This is a genomic window from Ruegeria sp. CDSC054, from assembly GCF_059610645.1.
The window spans coordinates 46,952-65,058 of sequence record NZ_JBXWOA010000016.1 but is presented as its reverse complement, the minus strand read 5'-3'; the positions used below and the strand labels follow the sequence as shown (position 1 = coordinate 65,058).

General features: G+C 54.6%; 14 protein-coding genes. 12 read left to right on the top strand and 2 right to left on the bottom strand.

Annotated features, from left to right (window positions below):
- Window positions 1–235: 235 nt before the first annotated feature.
- Entirely contained in the window at window positions 236–598 is a 363-nt protein-coding gene (locus AC2FGC_RS21525) for an antibiotic biosynthesis monooxygenase (protein ID WP_496783414.1), read from the bottom strand.
- 189 nt (window positions 599–787) lie between these two features.
- Here AC2FGC_RS21525 and AC2FGC_RS21520 point away from each other — a divergent pair, with 189 nt between their 5' ends.
- The 9 genes from AC2FGC_RS21520 (at window position 788) to AC2FGC_RS21480 (ending at window position 13,063) form a co-directional block, all read left to right on the top strand.
- Window positions 788–1,351 carry a DJ-1/PfpI family protein gene (locus AC2FGC_RS21520; protein WP_496783412.1) on the top strand — a complete coding sequence of 188 codons (564 nt, stop codon included), beginning with the start codon at window positions 788–790 and terminating at the stop codon, window positions 1,349–1,351.
- Window positions 1,352–1,777: 426 nt separating this feature from the next.
- Window positions 1,778–2,533: a DeoR/GlpR family DNA-binding transcription regulator gene (locus tag AC2FGC_RS21515; protein ID WP_496783410.1), complete on the top strand. Its 756-nt coding sequence runs from the start codon at window positions 1,778–1,780 to the stop codon at window positions 2,531–2,533.
- 86 nt (window positions 2,534–2,619) lie between these two features.
- Window positions 2,620–5,082 carry a GcvT family protein gene (locus AC2FGC_RS21510; protein ID WP_496783408.1) on the top strand — a complete coding sequence of 821 codons (2,463 nt, stop codon included), beginning with the start codon at window positions 2,620–2,622 and terminating at the stop codon, window positions 5,080–5,082.
- A gap of 32 nt (window positions 5,083–5,114) precedes the next feature.
- A complete protein-coding gene (locus AC2FGC_RS21505; protein WP_496737693.1) occupies window positions 5,115–6,122 on the top strand; it encodes a GlxA family transcriptional regulator in 1,008 nt (335 codons plus the stop codon).
- A gap of 37 nt (window positions 6,123–6,159) precedes the next feature.
- Window positions 6,160–6,999, top strand: a complete 840-nt coding sequence (locus tag AC2FGC_RS21500) for an EamA family transporter (RefSeq protein ID WP_496783406.1) — start codon at window positions 6,160–6,162, stop codon at window positions 6,997–6,999.
- A 17-nt stretch (window positions 7,000–7,016) separates the two neighbouring features.
- On the top strand, window positions 7,017–8,546 hold the full coding sequence (locus AC2FGC_RS21495; RefSeq protein ID WP_496737691.1) for a sulfatase-like hydrolase/transferase: 1,530 nt from the start codon (window positions 7,017–7,019) through the stop codon (window positions 8,544–8,546).
- 231 nt (window positions 8,547–8,777) lie between these two features.
- A complete protein-coding gene (locus AC2FGC_RS21490) occupies window positions 8,778–9,797 on the top strand; it encodes a putative 2-aminoethylphosphonate ABC transporter substrate-binding protein (RefSeq protein WP_176865287.1) in 1,020 nt (339 codons plus the stop codon).
- Between the two features lie 132 nt (window positions 9,798–9,929).
- On the top strand, window positions 9,930–11,045 hold the full coding sequence (locus AC2FGC_RS21485; RefSeq protein WP_496737690.1) for a putative 2-aminoethylphosphonate ABC transporter ATP-binding protein: 1,116 nt from the start codon (window positions 9,930–9,932) through the stop codon (window positions 11,043–11,045).
- Entirely contained in the window at window positions 11,042–13,063 is a 2,022-nt protein-coding gene (locus tag AC2FGC_RS21480) for a putative 2-aminoethylphosphonate ABC transporter permease subunit (protein WP_496783404.1), read from the top strand. Before AC2FGC_RS21485 ends, AC2FGC_RS21480 begins: the two co-directional genes overlap by 4 nt.
- Window positions 13,064–13,092: 29 nt before the next feature.
- On the opposite strand, the gene AC2FGC_RS21475 is transcribed toward AC2FGC_RS21480, so the two are convergent.
- A complete protein-coding gene (locus AC2FGC_RS21475; RefSeq protein ID WP_496737689.1) occupies window positions 13,093–13,977 on the bottom strand; it encodes a LysR substrate-binding domain-containing protein in 885 nt (294 codons plus the stop codon).
- Window positions 13,978–14,096: 119 nt separating this feature from the next.
- Here AC2FGC_RS21475 and AC2FGC_RS21470 point away from each other — a divergent pair, with 119 nt between their 5' ends.
- The 3 genes from AC2FGC_RS21470 to phnY are packed head-to-tail and all read left to right on the top strand — an operon-like array spanning window position 14,097 to window position 18,016.
- Complete coding sequence (locus AC2FGC_RS21470; protein WP_496783402.1) at window positions 14,097–15,284, top strand: 2-aminoethylphosphonate--pyruvate transaminase; 1,188 nt, start codon at window positions 14,097–14,099, stop codon at window positions 15,282–15,284.
- A 20-nt stretch (window positions 15,285–15,304) separates the two neighbouring features.
- Window positions 15,305–16,549, top strand: a complete 1,245-nt coding sequence (gene phnA / locus AC2FGC_RS21465) for a phosphonoacetate hydrolase (RefSeq protein WP_176865297.1) — start codon at window positions 15,305–15,307, stop codon at window positions 16,547–16,549.
- A 3-nt stretch (window positions 16,550–16,552) separates the two neighbouring features.
- The gene (phnY, locus tag AC2FGC_RS21460; protein WP_496783400.1) at window positions 16,553–18,016 is read left to right on the top strand and encodes a phosphonoacetaldehyde dehydrogenase; all 1,464 of its coding nucleotides are present in this window, start codon (window positions 16,553–16,555) and stop codon (window positions 18,014–18,016) included.
- Window positions 18,017–18,107 lie beyond the last annotated feature (91 nt).

Below are 18,107 nucleotides of genomic sequence, written 5' to 3'. Positions count from 1 at the left end.
CTTTTGTCAAATTTGGAAATGTCTCCGGCTTCGATGTTGAATTGGACATCCATCCTAAATGCAGACAGCCGTGCGGCTGGGGGTTTAACCAACCCACATGTTGAGCTGCGGATTCAAAGTGCTGCACCTATGGTTTGTGCCAAGCCTCTGTAGGCTTCCTTTGGCAGGATGATGCCGCCTTCTTTGGGCTGGCTCTACCTTACCGACTTGCCGTAGATCCCTTTTCCAAGCCCGGCTACCGCCGAAACCCGAACTCGGTTACAAAGAAACCAGGAGAAATTCCGCTGAACAGGTCGCGCAGTTTTTCAAGTTCAGCGGCAGGACCATGTAATTCGACCCCGGTGATACTGACCAGGCTTTGCGTGCTTCCAAAGATGTGGCTGCCCAGTTCCATATGGCGGATTACCGCATCTGCGCTGTCATAATCTTCACGGGACACCACCGTTCCGTCGGCACTGAAACTGTAGGCCGACGCCAAATGGCCAGATTCCTGACTGCGCAATTCAATCATGTCAGCACAGTTTTTTCGAAATGCATCTGCGTGAGCTTCGGGGACTGTCATATAACCGACGATGGTCACAATCTGGGGCACGGGCATAACTTTTCTCCAATAATTCGATTTTACATATTTTCCCAGAATAGGTGCTTTCTACTCATCGGCAAAATGCCTGACGGTTGCCCTGACAAACACATCGGAAGACGGCGGGCTTTCGTTAACCAGTAACATTGCACATCCGGAATGTTCCCTATATGTTCTAGAGCGGGATCCTCAGGAGGTATAACCAAAATGGCGAAAGTCGCATTGATACTCACAGATGATTTCGCGGACTGGGAATACGCAATGATTGGCGGAATCGGCGGCTCCTTTTACGGGCTCGACGTTGCGTATTTTTCCCCAATTCCCGGGCAATTGAGCTCGATGGGAGGAATGACCGTTATCGTATCCAATGGAGAACTCGCCGCGTGGCAACCGGATGTAGTGGCAGTCATTGGTGGAACCGTGTGGGACTCTGAGGCCGCACCGGACATTTCAGATCTGCTTGTGGCTCAGTACGAAAACGGCGTTCCTGTCGGCGGAATTTGCGGTGGAACCCTGGCTCTGGCCCGATCGGGATTGCTGAATTCCGTACCCCATACTTCGAATGATGGGGAATTCTTGATCAAGAACGCTGTTGGGTATGGTGGAGCATCGAGTTACGTTCAAAGCGAAGCGGCCGTTTCCTCACGCAGTGTTGTTACCGCAGCCGGTACAGCGCCGGTCAGCTTTGCCGCCGCTATCTTCGAAGCGGCCGGTGTTCCGCAAGAAACAGTGTCTCAGTTCAAAGACATGATCACTGCCGAGCACAATTGAGTGCGGTCAGTTGCATCGGTTGTTACGAAGTCGCCACAATTTGCTGAGCGTTCCTTGATGAGCCCTGCCGGAGCAATCTGCTCTGACTAATATTGTGTTCGGATGCCAATGAACCCAGCAGAACGTGATGTCCACGAGATCGAGGAAAGCTCGTCTGGAGAAGTCCCTGGATAGAAAAATCGGAATGCGTGGATGGGACTCGCGCAAATTTATCATAATTTCTCTTACGGGTATTGGACTGTAGTCGGGGTACATTCTAAACCTAGTTCGGCCTACACCCGTTAATCAGAGCGGCAGCCAGGCCTTCCGCAACGCGACTGGCTTCGTTGAGCTGGCACCGAAACACACTCGTCTGTATTGAACCGGGCTGGACGCTGTTTGCGAAACTTGGCAAAGTTACGCAGACCTGAGCCGGAAGATCAACCTATGCTACCATCAGAACGACATGCAATAATCCTCGAAGAAGTTTCGCGTCAACCCGCAGTTTCAATCCGAGCCCTGACCGAACGGCTCGGCGTATCGCGGGAAACTGTTCGCAAGGATATTGAGCAACTGGCGCAGGAAAACAAACTCAACCAGGTACGCGGCGGAGCGACCAGTGTGCGTACGCACGAACCTCCCATGGTTGACCGCACTCAAACCAATCGAGAAGGCAAAGAGCGTATTGGCAATTACGTTGCTAGCATAATTCCAGACGGAGCGAGTGTAATCATTGACAGCGGCTCGACGACACTCGCGGCAGCGCAAGCTCTGGCGACCATTCGCCAACATTTAGCAATTTATACCAACGATTTAACCATAGCCTCGGTACTTGCGCCAGCGGCAGAAGAGGTCACCTTGCTGGGCGGGCGGTTAGATTTTTCGGAGAATGCTACAATGGGTTTGGACACGCTGGACCACCTTTCCCGATACAATGCAGAATTTGCACTGATCGGAGTTGGTGGGATTAGTGCTCGGACCTTGCTCACCGATTTTTCGCTGGAAGGCGCAAACCTGCGACACATGATGATAGAGCGGTCGCAGCGCCCGTTCCTATTGGCGGACAGCAGCAAATTCGATGTGGTGGGGCAAGTTGCGATGAAACCACTGCCTGGGGATGTAACTCTAGTGGTTGACGGCGATTTACCTAAAGGCATTTCGGAAGTGATTAGAGACCAACCCGTTGATGTTGTCAGCGTTTAACGCCAAGAAAAGAAAAATATTGCCAAGATTTGCAAAGTAGCAATAAGGTGGGTGCAAACCCGATTCCTCTTGTACAGAGCAACGCAATGGCCGACATCCAACTTCCGCAAAGCGCGCAATTTGTCATCGTGGGGGGCGGTATCGTTGGCTGCTCGGTCGCGTATCACCTGACGAAGATGGGGCATCGAGATGTTGTGCTGCTGGAACAGGGCCAATTGAGTTGCGGCACAACCTGGCATGCAGCGGGCCTCGTCGGTCAGCTGCGCAGCCAGCCCGCGATGACCAACCTGATCCGCTATTCGACCGAGCTGTATTCACAGCTTGAGGCCGAGACTGGACTCGCCACCGGCTGGATGGAATGCGGCTCGGTCACAGTGGCACGGACCGACGATCGCATGACTATGCTGATGCGCACCGCTGCTGCCGCGCGGGCGCAGGGGGTCGAGGTCCAGGTTATCACCCCGCAGGAGGCGCAGGACAAATGGCCGGTGATGCAGGTGGACGACGTCAAAGGCGGGCTGTGGATGCCCGGTGACGGTAAGGCCAACCCAACTGATCTGACCCAGTCTCTGGCCAAAGGCGCGCGCATGGGTGGCGCGAAGGTGATCGAAGGAATGAAGGTCACTGACATTCTGACCAAAGATGGCACCGTCACCGGTGTGGTCACCGATCAGGGCACGATCAATGCCGAGATCGTGGTGAACTGCGGTGGACAGTGGGCACGTCAACTGGGCAAGATGTGCGGCGTCAACGTGCCTCTGCACTCTGCCGAACACTACTACATCGTGACCGAGCAGATCGAAGGTGTGAAGCCCGACCTGCCCGTTCTGCGCGATCCAGATGGCTATATTTATTTCAAGGAAGAGACAGGCGGTCTGGTCATGGGCGGCTTTGAGCCGGACGCCAAGCCTTGGGGTATGGACGGCATACCAGACAACTTCTTCTTCCAGCTTCTGGAGGATGACTGGGACCAGTTTGAAATTCTCATGGAAAACGCACTCACCCGAGTGCCCAGCATGGCCGAGACAGGCGTGCGGCAATTCTATAACGGACCTGAAAGCTTTACGCCCGACAACAATTATCTTTTGGGTGAAGCGCCCGAGCTGAAGAATTTCTTTGTCGGCGCGGGCTTCAACAGCATGGGCATCGCCAGCGCAGGAGGTGCCGGACGGGCGCTGGCTGAGTGGATTGTCGAAGGCGCTCCGACCTCGGACTTGTTTGCGGTGGATATCCGGCGGTTTGCGAATTTCAACAACAACAAGACTTGGCTGCATGACCGGGTCAAGGAAACACTGGGCCTGCATTACGCGATGCCTTGGCCCAACCGGGAACTAGACACGGCTCGCCCCTTCCGCCGCTCGGCCCTGTATGACCGACTGGCAGCGAAGAACGCCGTATTCGGGTCAAAAATGGGCTGGGAGCGGGTGAACTATTTTGCCGAAGACGGTGAAAAAGCCGAGATCGAATATAGTTTCGGTCGTCAGAATTGGCATGACAATGCTGGTAAAGAACACAAGGCCACTCGCGAAGCAGTAACGCTGTTTGACCAAAGCTCGTTCTCGAAATTGCTGGTGCAAGGACGCGATGCTTGCAGCGAGTTGAACAGAATCTGCGCAGCAAATGTTGACGTGCCCGTGGGCCAGACAGTGTACACAGGCTTGCTAAATGAACGTGGGGGGTATGAATCCGACCTGACAGTTCTGCGAGTGAAAGCGCAAGAGTTTATGCTGATCACGGGATCAGCCCAAACCATTCACGACGCGGATTGGATACGCAAGAATTTTAGCGATGATGCCCATGTTTTCCTGACGGATGTGACGGCTGCATGGTCGGTGCTGTCGGTCATGGGGCCAAAGTCGCGTGATGTCTTGAAGAAGCTGACGAAAGCGGACCTGTCGAACGCAGCCTTCCCGTTTGCCACCGTTCAGGAAATCGATCTGGGCTATGCAACGGTTCTGGCCAATCGCATGACCTATGTCGGCGAATTGGGCTGGGAATTGGTGGTTCCGGTTGAATTCACAGTTGGCGTTTACGAAGACCTGATGCGCGCCGGGGCCGAGTATGGTATTCGCGATGCGGGATACTATGCGCTGGAAGGCCTGCGGATCGAGAAAGGCTTCCGCGCCTGGAGCCGCGAGTTGACCCCGGACATCACGCCGATCCAGGCTGGTCTGAACTTTGCCGTGGACTATGACAAGCCTGGCGGCTTCATCGGGAAAGAGGCACTGCTAGCCGCAAAAGCGGACCCCGGCCATCTGAAAACCCGGATCGTGCAACTGGTGCTGGAAGGTGGTGCTCCGCAGCTGTGGGGCGGTGAGGCCGTGTTGTGCAATGGGGTCGAAGTCGGTGAGGTCCGTTCGGCTGCCTATGGTCACACGCTGGGTGCAGCGGTCGCGCTGTGCCAGTTGGACGCGCCGCAGCGGGTTACGGCGGAATACATCCGAAGCGGGGCATTCGAAATCGACCTTGCCGGAACCCGGTTGTCTGCAACGGCTCATTTACGAACCCCTTACGATGCAAAAGGCGAACGGCCTAAAACGGACGGTTAGTCTCTGATGGCACCCAAATGGCATAGAAACTGATGAAACACTGTTCGGTCATCGAACTCGACACGACGCGTGTCAACGACATCGGCTTTTTGTGCTGGGATGGATTGCCTCTGGATCAGCTTTCGGTGGGGTTGGCCTATCTGAAGACCGCGAACCAACTTGCCCCTGACAAACGGCTCAGAGTCTCGGTTCTGTCGTTTGCTGGCGCTGATGTGCAGAGCGATTGCGGAGTAAATTTGAGCACCAGCCGCATCGATGACGACGCGGCGCGATGTGGCTATCTGTTTTTGCTCGGAGGACCGGCCCTGCCTCCTGATCAACAAAACCATCTTGGCCGCGTGGCGCGTTCGCAGCTCAGGGCGGGCCGGGTTCTGGGCGCAGTTGAGGCGGCGTTGGTCCCACTGGCACGTACCGGGCTTCTCTGCGGCTTGGATGTCGCTGCCTCGTCCTCATTATTAAGTGCACTGCAAGAACAGTTCCCAGATATCTCGCCCGCATCTAGCGATAGCCACGCTAGTGGAGCGATATGGTCTGCAGGTTCAGGGTTCTCTCTGCTCAACCTGCTGTCCAAGACTACAAGCGACACACTTACTCCGCAGGAACAGCCCCGGCTAAACCGGAAATTCCTGAGCTACAGACCGAATTTCGGCAGGTGTATCGCTTGCGCACACGACATCGCCCGAGTCGATGACGGCTTTACCGGCGACATTGTTGTTGACAAGGCCATAGAACTGTTTCGGTATAATCTGGAAGAACCACTCCAGATAAAGGGCATTGCTGAGGAAGTAGGAATTTCGGTGCGCCAACTTGAAAGGAAATTTGTAGCAGCCACAGGACTTACCCCAAAAGCCTACTACCTGGAGGAACGGTTGGAAAAGGCCCAGGCAATTGTCAGATTCACCAATCTGACGCTGACCGAGGTTGCCTTGGCCTGCGGATTTGGGTCCAATGCCACGCTGTCGCAGAAGTACAAACAAAGGTTCGGGCAATCACCCGCGTGCGAACGCGCCCGGTTGAACGCCCCAAGGTTCGAAACTTGATGCGTCGCAGGCGTTCACCACATTTCGTCAGGTTCTAATGACAATTGACGCGCTTTTCATTGTTTTGACCGCTGCATTTCTGCACGCGCTTTGGAATGCCGTTGTCAAAGGCGCGCCGGACAAAGCCATTGTTCTGGGGCTGATTTCGCTTGGCCATGCGATACCAGCGATGTTTGTAATACCATTCACTGGCTTGCCGGTCTGGGCGGCTTTTCCCTTTATCGTTGGCTCCACCCTGATCCACTGGGGGTACTACTGGTTTCTGAACACCGCCTACAAACATGGCGACCTATCGGTGGTCTACCCAATCTCACGCGGAATGACACCGGTTCTGGTCGCTTTGGGCGCGATACTGTTCGCGGGCGAAATTCTACCACCCGTCGCATGGATCGGCATTATCTTTATCTCATTGGGTATTGGGTGCCTGTCCCTTGCAGGATTAGGCAGACACACAAACTGGATCGCCGTAGCAGCCGCCTTTGGCACTGGCTTGATGATTGCGTCCTATTCACTTGTGGATGGTATTGCCATCCGGTTATCCGAGAACACACTGGGGTACATCGCAACACTGTTCGTGGCCGAGATATTTGTGGCAGGTTTCATCTTCACTACCAGGTGGCAGCGTGTCGTGTCTCTACCCAGACGTTATGTCTGGGCCGGCCTCGCAGGCGGTGTCATTTCGGGCGTGGCTTATGGGCTTGTACTTTATGCGAAGACAATCGCGCCATTGGGCGTGGTGTCAGCGCTCAGAGAAAGTTCCGTTATCTTTGCGTCGATTATTGGCGTCATGTGGTTTGGCGAAGGGCCAAAATCCAACAGGCTTCTGGCTGCGAGCATCGTGGCGATCGGGATTGTAGCTCTGGCGATGGCAAGTTGAGGGGTTAGGAGGGGGATTTGCAGACAGAGAACACAGATACACGCCCGAATGTATTGCTGATCGTCATCGATCAGTTCCGCTATGATCTTCTGGGGCAGGATGGACTCGGCCGGGTGGCGCAGTTGCCCAACCTGCGACGACTTCAGAAAAGCGCCGTTAGCTTTGCCAACCATTTTGCCGTCACAATTCCTTGCGGCCCCAGCCGGGTATCGCTGTTCACCGGGCAATATGCTTTCAATCACCGGGCAGTCCGAAACGGCACGCCGCTCCGGCACGATACCCCGAATTTGGCGCGTGCTATGCGGAAGGCTGGGTACGTTCCACGTATGTTTGGGTATTCCGACACGACCCACGATCCCCGGGTTCTACCCCTCGATGACCCAAGGCTTGAAAGCTACGAGGAGTTGCTTCCGGGCTTTGAGGAGGTGGTGAGAATGCGTATGGAATCGGATGTTGACGCCTGGCTTTCGCATTTGTCGCAGCGGGGCGTTGAGCTACCCCCCTACCCCGACACCTATCGACCCAACGGCCCGAACGTCGGCGATCCGGCTTTGTATCCGGCTGAACAAAGCGATACGGCGTTTCTGTCGGATCAGTTCCTGTCGAAGATGCAGGATGCTGAATCCACATGGTTTGCCACGCTGAACTATATTCGGCCGCACCCTCCGTTTGTGGCGCCTGCACCCTACAATACGCTATACGATCCACAGGATATGCCCCCGCCGCGTTCAACCCGCGATCCATTGGGAGACCGACACTGGCACCCTTTCCTTGCCCCGGCGCAGGATAAACAACCGATCTCAAGCATGGTTGTCGGCTTCCCCGATCTGAAGAATGATCCGGAAACCATCGCCCAGCTGAGATCGCTGTATCTGGCTCTAGCAACGGAGGTCGATCATCATATCGGGCGCGTATTAGACTGGCTCAGGACCTCCGGTCTGTGGGACAATACCGTTCTGATCGTCACCGCAGATCACGGCGAGATGCTCGGCGACTACGGGCTGTGGGGGAAAGGCACGTTCCATGATGCCGCCTATCATGTGCCCTTGATTGTGCGCGATCCCGCGCGTCCTGATATGCACGGGCGAGTGCATTCCGGGTTCACGGAATCCATTGATATACCCGTCACCATTCTCAAAAGAGTGGGTTCGGAAATCCCCTCTTCAATGAACGGGCGAAGCTTGCTTGGTATTTTGGCTGACACCGAAACGGAAGGCGCTACACACAGCTTTTCCGAATTCGATTTTGGCAATCCGGTAAAGCCGACGTCGTGGATGGTTGAGCTAGGCCTGACCTCTCGACAGGCAAATCTGGGCATTTTGCGCACAAAAAAACACCGTCTGGTCGAGTTTGGCGCGGGGCTGCCGCAGGTACTCTTTGGCATGGACGAGGATGGCGAAGAAATGTCCAACGCAGAGCGGCCCGAAAACACGCCAACGCTGCTTCACCTGACCCGCAAGATGCTGGACCACCGCATGATTAATGCCGATCCCACCTTTGCACAAACGCTTGTGCGTGCCGGCGGCGTTAAGACAGGGCAGCACTAAACACAATCAAAGCACTGATTTCAAACGTTTAAAACGTACCACTGCAAATTTAGAACCGATCACAACAATCCTGGGGTCGACGACAGTTCTTCCATAAGGTTGGCTTATGATGTTGAAGGTATAATCGATTTTTCTTGAAAAGAATATCTGTCAAACTGTTGGCACTAATCTGAATGAGAACGCCGCACGAGAATGGCGAACCATTCCAAAAATCACCAACAGAGGATAACAATGAGACACGCAACATCACTTCTTACCGCTCTTGCTGTCGGCACGCTGACCGCGACGGTAGCAGCATCAGAAACAGAACTGACTGTTTACACCGCAGTCGAGGCGGAAGATCTGGCCCGATACGCCGAGACGTTCAACCAAAGCAACCCTGACATCAAGATTAACTGGGTTCGCGACTCGACCGGGATCATCACCGCCAAATTGCTGGCAGAACGGGACAACCCTCAGGCAGACGTCGTCTGGGGTCTGGCGGCCACGTCGCTGCTTTTGCTCAAGTCGGAGGGTATGCTGGAACCTTACGCGCCGGCTGGCGTTGAAGAACTGGATGTGAAGTTTGTTGATGGCGACAATCCTCCGGCCTGGGTTGGCATGGATGCCTGGGTTGCTTCGGTTTGCTACAACACAGTCGAGGCCGAAAAGGCCGGGCTGACACCGCCGACATCCTGGAAGGACCTCACCGACCCGATGTATAAGGATCAGGTCATCATGCCGAACCCGAATTCATCAGGGACCGGCTTCCTTGATGTTTCAAGCTGGCTTCAGATGTTCGGCGAAGATGGCGGTTGGGATTATATGGATGCATTGCATGAGAACATCGCGCGGTACACCCATTCAGGTTCTAAACCCTGCAAACTGGCGGCCGCAGGCGAGATCCCAATTGGCATTTCCTTTGCCTTCCGTGGGGCCAAGTCCAAAGCAGACGGAGCACCTCTTGAGGTCATCGTACCTTCTGAGGGCGTAGGGTGGGACATGGAAGCAACCGCAATTGTTGCTGGTACCGCAAATCTCGAGGCCGCGCAGAAGCTGGTTGATTTCACGGTCACCAAAGAGGCCAACGAAATGTATAATACCGGTTATGCAGTCGTGGCCTATCCGGGTGTTGCAAAACCAGTTGAGCACTTCCCCGAGGGTCTTCTGGATGCAATGATCGAAAATGACTTTGAGTTTGCTGCCAACAATCGCGCGGCAATATTGAAGGAATGGCAGTCTCGCTATGACGGAAAGTCGGAAGCGAAGTAATCCCATTAGCAGGAGGGGCTTTTGTGCCCCTCCTGCACACCATGCTCTTGTTCCCCAACAAACAACTTACTCACCCGGATCAGACTGGCCAGTTTCGGCCGTGCCCGAGGTGCAGATGTGAGGACCTCTCCCGTGCTTCAGAAAACACCACCCGGTGAACTGTATCTCAGCATCCAGAATTTGTGGAAAGCGTTCGGCAGCTTTCTAGCGCTCAAGGATATCTCCCTTGAAATCAACGAAGGCGAATTCATTTGTTTCCTCGGTCCGTCCGGCTGTGGGAAAACCACTCTTCTGCGTGCAATCGCCGGATTGGATTTGCAGACCAAAGGTACGGTCATGCAAGATGGCAAAGACGTCTCCAATCTGCCCCCGTCCGAGCGTGATTTCGGGATTGTGTTTCAATCCTATGCGCTGTTCCCAAATCTGACGATTGAAAAGAACATCGCCTTCGGCCTTGAAAACACGGGCCGCAGCAAGTCGGATATCGCGGTTCGTGTAAACGAACTCTTGAATCTGGTTGGACTGCCGGACCAGGGCAAGAAATACCCTGCGCAGTTGTCAGGAGGTCAGCAGCAAAGGATTGCATTGGCCCGTGCCATCGCAACCAACCCCGGCCTGTTGCTGCTGGACGAACCCCTGTCGGCACTGGACGCCAAAGTGCGTGTTCACCTGCGGCATGAGATCAAGGAGTTACAGCGCAAACTGGGCGTAACCACCGTGATGGTGACACATGATCAGGAAGAAGCTCTGGCCATGGCGGACCGGATCGTTGTCATGAATCATGGGGTTATTGAACAAGTGGGATCACCCACAGAAATCTACCGCGAGCCTGCTAACTTGTTCGTGGCGGACTTCATCGGAGAAATGAACCAGATCCAATCACAGGTCACCAAAGGTGGTCGACTGAGCGTCGGCGAAAAGACCTTTGCGTGCCTTGGCCACAATTTCAACGACGGTATGCCGGCGATTGCAGCAATCCGGCCGGAAGATATCATTCCGCATGAGGCTGGTTATCTCGATACCGGCGGCAACAGGAATTGCATTGACGTCACTCTTGATGAAATGGAATTCCTCGGTTCGTTCTGGCGCTGCCGCTTAAGTAACGAGCGATTTGGATCTTCGGAACTGATCGCGGATTTTTCGATCAATGCCGTGCGCCGTCTAGAACTGGAAGAGGGTCGGACCATGGTGATTGAGCTACCCGAAAACCGGCTGATGGCCTTTGATGTTCCGGAGACAGCAGCATGAGCGAGATTTCAATCAACCCGGGTACCCTTCCAGCCGGGCCTGACATCAAACCCAAGCTCAGCAGGGATGACATCCTGATGCGCGGCAGCATGATCGTGATCGCGCTCTATCTGGTCGCGACGTTGGTCCTGCCGCTTTACACGATGCTCTCTAAATCCTTCTCCACCTATCGGATGGAGTTGTCGCAATACGAGTTCCAAGTCAGTGATGACGCAGGCCAGTTCGACGGAACCATTCTGTCGGGCGACGCACTGAACGAACAAATCGGGGCTTTTTCCGGCACCGAACTGTCTACCGGCTCAGACGGGCGGCTATCAGTAACCGAGCTTTTTCCCGATTTCAGCTTTCGCAGTCCGGTCATGTACCAAATCCGTAACACGAGCGACACCGGGCGGTTTCTTGTCGGTTCTACGCTGCAGGACAATACGGATTGGGTCACGCTCGATTCCAATCAGTTCCGGCGGGTTCAGCTGAGGCCAGTTCAATCGCGAGGCTTGGAAAATTTCGTCAACTACTTCTCAACCCCGGCACTGTTCAATTCTATCAAGAACTCCCTTTGGATTTCTGTAATTAGCACCATTGTCACAGTAACTTTGGCGTTCTGGTTCGCTTATGCGCTGAACCGGAGTTGCATGCGGTTCAAGGGTGTGTTTCGTCTGATTGCGATGGCTCCGATCCTGGTGCCTTCGCTGTTGCCCGGGATCGCGCTGGTCTATCTGTTCGGCAATCAGGGCATGATAAAAGAGTTGCTGTTCGGCGCCAGTATCTATGGTCCGATTGGCATTGTAATAGGCTCGGTGTTCTTCACCTTCCCGCACGCCTTCCTGATCATTTCAACGGCGCTGGCGATCTCTGATGCACGACTATACGAAGCTGCAGTCAGCCTGCGTTCGACGCCGTGGCGTACTTTTTGGACGGTCACCGTTCCTGGCGCGCGATATGGTCTGATCTCTGCCGCTTTCGTCGTATTTAATCTGGTCATAACTGATTTTGGTCTGCCAAAAGTTATTGGAGGTCAGTTCAACGTTCTGGCGGTTGATATCTACAAGCAGGTGATCGGCCAGCAGAACTTTGAAATGGGTGCCGTAGTCTCGGTCGTTCTGGTGATCCCGGCAATCCTGGCGTTCGCGATCGACCGCATGGTGCAATCAAAGCAGGTTGCCTTATTGTCGGCCCGGTCGGTCCCGTACCAGCCAACCCCAAATCGAAAGGCAGATCGGTTCTTTCTAGTCTATTGCTGTCTGATCGGTTTGTTCATCGTTGGGCTGCTGGCTGTGTGCCAATTCGCAGCGCTAATCAAGTTTTGGCCCTACGACCTGAGCCTGAGCCTGAAGAACTACGATTTCAACAAGATGGATGGTGGCGGTTGGGGCTCCTACATTAACTCGATCAAGCTGGCGCTTTTGACGGCGGTGATCGGTACTTCAGTCGTCTTCTTTGGTGCATATCTGGTTGAAAAGTCGAACGGGTTCAGAACAGGTCGATCAATCTTTCAGATGTTCGCGATGCTGCCTATGGCAATCCCGGGCATGGTGCTAGGCCTTTCCTACATCTTCTTTTTTAACAGCCCGTCCAATCCCCTGAACGGGATCTACGGAACGATGGCGATTTTGGTGATCTGTACGGTGACTCACTTTTATACGGTGTCACACCTAACGGGTGTGACCGCGTTAAAGCAGATGGACAGAGAATTTGAGTCGGTATCATCCTCGCTCAAGCAGCCAACAATGAAGCTATTTGCACGAGTGACAGTTCCGGTATGTCTTCCAGCTGTTCTGGACATATCAATCTATTTGTTTGTCAATGCGATGACGACCGTTTCGGCGGTCGTGTTCCTCTACTCACCTAAAACGACGCTGGCATCTATCGCGGTGCTGAACATGGATGATGCCGGAGATATCGCACCGGCTGCGGCGATGGGCATGATGATCTTTTACACCAACGCAACGGCGCGGATTATTCACCTGATTGCGTCCAAAGGAATTCTAAAACGCACTCAAGGCTGGCGAAGTCGCTAGCTGCCACCATTGATACCAAGCCCCGCTAATCAATCGTTGGCGGGGTTTTCTTCCAAGGTACGCTGCGCAAAATCTGTGAAGGCGCGGATGATCTTCACTTCGCGCCTCTGCGACAGCGATATGATGCTCTCGCCCATCTGCAGGTTGATGCCTTTAAGCTTGATTTGCCGGAGACGGTCATCATGGCCATATTCCGCCTGCGAGACAAAACCGATACCTGCGCCGGAGGCCACAAGTTCCCTTATCGCCTCGCGCCCTTCCGCTACAATCGCTGGTTTCAGCGTGATCCCGTGTTTTTTGGCCTCATCTTCCAGTTTCTGGCGCGTTTTCGACCCTGTTTCGCGGAATATAAGCGGTAGATTTGACAACTCTTCTAGCGACAGCGTCGGTTTCGATGCCAAAAGAACACCCTGTGCGGCAAAGGCCACGATCTCAGTAGAACCAAGACTCAAGACATCCATATCTTTGCCCGGAGAAAGGCTGCCTACTACGCCAATTTCCGCGTTATACGCCCTGAGCTCTTCCAGAATCTCCTCGCTATTCCCCGAGCGCACGGTGATCGTGACATTTGGGTTTTTTTTCTGAAAGGGACCCAGAAAGGCCGTCATGTGGTGCGCGGAGTCGGCGATGATGCGTAACTCTCCATCGACCACAGCCTTGGTCTCAGAGAGGTAGTCCTCGATCTGGCTTTCGATCTCAAAATATTGCTTGGTATATCGGTAAAGCTGCTCGCCGTCGGGGGTCAAGGTCACACGTTTGCGCTCGCGCTGGAACAACAACAAATCGTGATCCTGTTCCAGCTTTCGCACCTGCTCCGAAATTGCCGGCTGCGTCAGAAAAAGAGCCTCTGCAGCACGCGAAAATCCCCCATGCTTGGCTACATAGTGAAAGGCTTTGAGCTGGCTGTGTCGCATGGAGCTCCTCCGAAGTCAGCCCATAGGCTGTGCTTATAATTAGATTGATATTTGCAATTTCACATATAGAAACGTTTGCTGCAATTGTGTTCTTGAAAATACTTTTCTGGAGCCTGGTTATGACGCCTTCCAATCCCAAAATCGAACAACCGCGCCTCGGTGAACCTTACCTTCTGACGCCCGGTCCTTTGACGACATCCTATGCCGTAAAAGAGGCCATGTTAAAGGATTGGGGCAGTTGGGATGACGATTTTCGCGCCATGACGCAAGAGGTGCGATCCAGCCTGCTGGCTTTGCTTGGCGAGGGAGCTGATGATTTCGACTGTGTCCCGATGCAGGGCAGTGGTTCGTTTTCGGTCGAAGCGATGCTTGCATCATTCATTCCGCGCGATGGCAGGGCGCTGGTATTAGCAAATGGTGCCTATGGGCAACGCTCCGCAAAGACCCTGGAATACCTGGATCGAGCGCATGTAGTTCTGGACAAGGGCGATTACCTGCCGCCGCGCGGCGACGAAGTTGCCCGCATTCTTGCCGATGACCCCGACATCACGCATGTGGTTGCGATTCACTGTGAAACCAGTTCGGGCATTCTGAACCCCGTTGAAGAGATTTCCGAGGTCACCTATGCCGCCGGGCGCAAGCTATTAGTTGACTCGATGTCGGCCTTCGGCGCCGTCGAGCTGAAACCGAGCGAGATCCGGTACGAGGCCATGGTATCCTCCGCCAATAAATGCATCGAGGGCGTGCCCGGTTTCGGTTTTATCGTCGCCCGAAAATCCGAGCTTGAGGCCGCGGAGGGCAACAGCCATTCGCTGAGCCTGGACGTACACGCGCAATGGGCGCATATGAACAAGACCGGTCAATGGCGGTTCACCCCTCCCACCCATGTGGTGGCGGCATTCATCGAGGCACTCAGGGCGCATTCCGCCGAAGGAGGTGTTCCGGGCCGCGGCGGTAGGTACACCCGCAACCGCGATGTCATGGTCGCGGGAATGCGCGAGCTGGGTTTTGAAACACTGCTGGACAGTCGCTGGCTCAGCCCAATTATCGTCACCTTCTTCTGCCCGGCGGACGAGAAATTCGTATTCGATCAGTTCTACACTCTTATGAAATCCAAGGGTTTCATCATCTACCCAGGCAAGCTGACGGTGGTCGACAGCTTTCGCGTCGGATGTATCGGTCAAATGGACGAACACGTCATGCGCAAAGTAGTAAACGCAGCAAAAGAATCATTGGAGGAGATGGGTGTCACAAGCGCTGCACCCCCCCTCCGGGCATTGGAAGAACGCGCCAAACTGGCAGCTTAACTATCAAGGAACATAATAAGATGACTATCCAAACACCTGTTGAAGCAAACGAGCGCGTCTATCCGACGCCAAAAGTGCCCGCAATCGCCATCTGCCTGGATGGATGCGAGCCGGAATATCTGGAAGTTGCAATTGCAAAGGGCCTGATGCCCAACCTTAAGCGGATGCGAGAAGAAGGCACTGATCGGCTGGCACATTCCGTGATCCCCTCCTTCACCAATCCCAACAATCTGTCGATCGCCACCGGCCGGCCGCCTATCGTGCACGGTATCTGCGGCAACTATTTGATCGACCCTGACAGCGGTGAAGAGGTCATGATGAACGACGTGCGCTTCTTGCGCGCGCCGACCATTTTCTCGCAGTTCTACGATGCTGGATTCCGCGTTGCCATGGTTACCGCCAAGGACAAGCTGCGCGCCTTGCTCGGTGCCGGGTTGAAATTTGACGAAGGACGCGCCGTTGCCTTTTCTTCGGAACGCTCGGGCGAGACGACTATGGCCGAGCACGGCATCGACAATGCAAGCAAATGGCTGGGCATGGACGTCCCTGAGGTCTATTCGGCCGAACTGTCCGAGTTTGTATTCGCCGCCGGCGTCAAGCTGCTGAAAGAGTTCAAACCCGACGTGATGTATCTGTCGACCACCGACTATATTCAGCACAAGTTCGCCCCCGAACAGCAGGGTGCACTTGATTTCTATGCCATGTTTGACCGCTATCTGGGCGAGCTTGACGAGCTGGGAGCCGCCATCGTTGTGACCGCCGATCATGGCATGAAGCCCAAGCATCTGGCTGATGGGTCCCCCGCCGTTGTCTACGCACAGGATCTGATGGACGAATGGCTTGGTAAGGACGCAGCGCGGGTCATCCTGCCGATTACCGACCCATACGTGGTGCATCACGGCGCGTTGGGCTCGTTCGCCACTGCCTATCTGCCCGAAGGTTCGGATCAGGACGATATCATCGCCAAACTCAGAGCGACCGAGGGGATTACCCATGTTCTGACCAAGGCCGAAGCCATCGAGCAATTCGAACTGCCTGGCGACCGGATTGGCGACATCGTGATGGTCTCCGGCGAAAACATCTGCATCGGCACATCCGAGCATCGTCATGATCTGGCGGCCCTGAAAGAGCCACTGCGCAGCCATGGCGGTTTGACCGAGCAAGAGGTGCCCTTCATCGTAAACCGCGTCATCGATTTGCCGAACCAGCCGGTGTTGCGCAACTTCGATGCCTTTTTCTATGCAACTACAGCAGCGGCACAGTAAATCATGAAAGATCAAACCATGTCGAATACCGAAATACGAAACGAAGGGATGCGGATCGGAGGTGAAATTGTCTTTACCGACGAAACCGTTCCGGTGCTCTACCCCTATACCAACGAGGTGGTGGGTCATGTCCCGGCCGGAACTGCTGAACATGCACGCAAGGCCTTCGAGATTGCGGCGAACTACAAGCCGAAACTCACCCGGTATGAACGCAGCCAGATCCTGCAGCGCGCGGGTGAGCTGATCGGGGAAAAGCGTGATTACCTTGCCAAATGGCTGACGCTGGAACTGGGCATTTGCCACCAGCATGCAATCTACGAAACTAAACGCGCGCAGGATGTTTACCAGTTCGCCGCCGCCGAGGCGCTGAAGGATGATGGTGAGATTTTTTCTTGCGATCTGACCCATAACGGCAAGGCACGCAAAATTTTCACGACGCGAGAGCCGGTGAAGGCGATTAGTGCGATTACCCCGTTCAACCACCCACTGAACATGGTCAGCCACAAAATTGCTCCATCTATTGCGACTAACAACTGCATGGTCTGCAAACCGACAGAACTCACTCCGCTGACGGCGCTGACCTTAGCCGACATTCTTTATGAAGCGGGATTGCCGCCCGAGATGTTCCAGGTTGTCACCGGCTGGCCTGGCGACATCGGCGATGAAATGATCACCAACGAGCATATTGACATCATCACCTTCACCGGCGGTGTGCCGGTCGGCAAGATGATTGCCGAAAAGGGAGTTTACAAACGCCAGGCGCTGGAACTCGGCGGTAACGACCCCCTAATTATTCTCAATGACCTCAGCGACGCTGATCTGGACAAGGCGGCAACAATTGCGGTTTCGGGCGCGACCGGCAACTCCGGCCAACGCTGTACGGCGGTCAAGCGGATACTGGTTCAGGAAAGTGTCGCGGACAAGTTCGTGCCGCTGGTTTTGGAAAAAGCCAAGAAGATCAAGTTTGGCGATCCGCGGGATCCTGAAACCGAACTTGGCTGCGTGATCCACGACAAGGCGGCGGAAGTCTTTGAAAACCGCGTCTATCAGGCTGAGAAGGAGGGCGCGGAAATCCTCTATCACCCTGGTCGTCAGGGCGCGCTGCTGCCACCCATCGTGATCGACAAAGTACCGCATAGCAGCGAACTGGTAATGGAAGAAACCTTTGGCCCGATCGTCCCCATCGTGCGTGTTCCCGACAATGATGAAGAGGTGATGGCCATTTCGAACTCGACGGAATTTGGCCTGTCCTCGGGTGTGTGTACAAACGATCTGAATCGCGCAATTTCCTATATCAACGGGTTGGATGTGGGCACCTGCAACATTTGGGAACAACCGGGTTACCGGATCGAAATGTCGCCCTTTGGCGGCATCAAGGACAGCGGCAACGGCGTTAAGGAAGGTGTCATCGAAGCGATGAAGTTCTTCACAAACGTCAAAACATATTCCCTGCCCTGGCCCGGCTGACATTCCTGCCCTTCCCGTTAGCGGGCGGGGCTTCAAAATTCCTCCCCCTACTGGCGGACCTTTCAGGGTCCGCATCTTTTACGAAGCGACA

Coding starts and splice junctions, on each gene's coding strand:
- AC2FGC_RS21470 (WP_496783402.1), top strand. CDS start 14,097: ATGACGCCTTCCAATCCCAAAATCGAACAACCGCGCCTCGGTGAACCT.
- AC2FGC_RS21505 (WP_496737693.1), top strand. CDS start 5,115: ATGAAACACTGTTCGGTCATCGAACTCGACACGACGCGTGTCAACGAC.
- AC2FGC_RS21480 (WP_496783404.1), top strand. CDS start 11,042: ATGAGCGAGATTTCAATCAACCCGGGTACCCTTCCAGCCGGGCCTGAC.
- AC2FGC_RS21475 (WP_496737689.1), bottom strand. CDS start 13,977: ATGCGACACAGCCAGCTCAAAGCCTTTCACTATGTAGCCAAGCATGGG.
- phnA (WP_176865297.1), top strand. CDS start 15,305: ATGACTATCCAAACACCTGTTGAAGCAAACGAGCGCGTCTATCCGACG.
- AC2FGC_RS21520 (WP_496783412.1), top strand. CDS start 788: ATGGCGAAAGTCGCATTGATACTCACAGATGATTTCGCGGACTGGGAA.
- AC2FGC_RS21500 (WP_496783406.1), top strand. CDS start 6,160: ATGACAATTGACGCGCTTTTCATTGTTTTGACCGCTGCATTTCTGCAC.
- AC2FGC_RS21490 (WP_176865287.1), top strand. CDS start 8,778: ATGAGACACGCAACATCACTTCTTACCGCTCTTGCTGTCGGCACGCTG.
- AC2FGC_RS21515 (WP_496783410.1), top strand. CDS start 1,778: ATGCTACCATCAGAACGACATGCAATAATCCTCGAAGAAGTTTCGCGT.
- phnY (WP_496783400.1), top strand. CDS start 16,553: ATGAAAGATCAAACCATGTCGAATACCGAAATACGAAACGAAGGGATG.
- AC2FGC_RS21510 (WP_496783408.1), top strand. CDS start 2,620: ATGGCCGACATCCAACTTCCGCAAAGCGCGCAATTTGTCATCGTGGGG.
- AC2FGC_RS21525 (WP_496783414.1), bottom strand. CDS start 598: ATGCCCGTGCCCCAGATTGTGACCATCGTCGGTTATATGACAGTCCCC.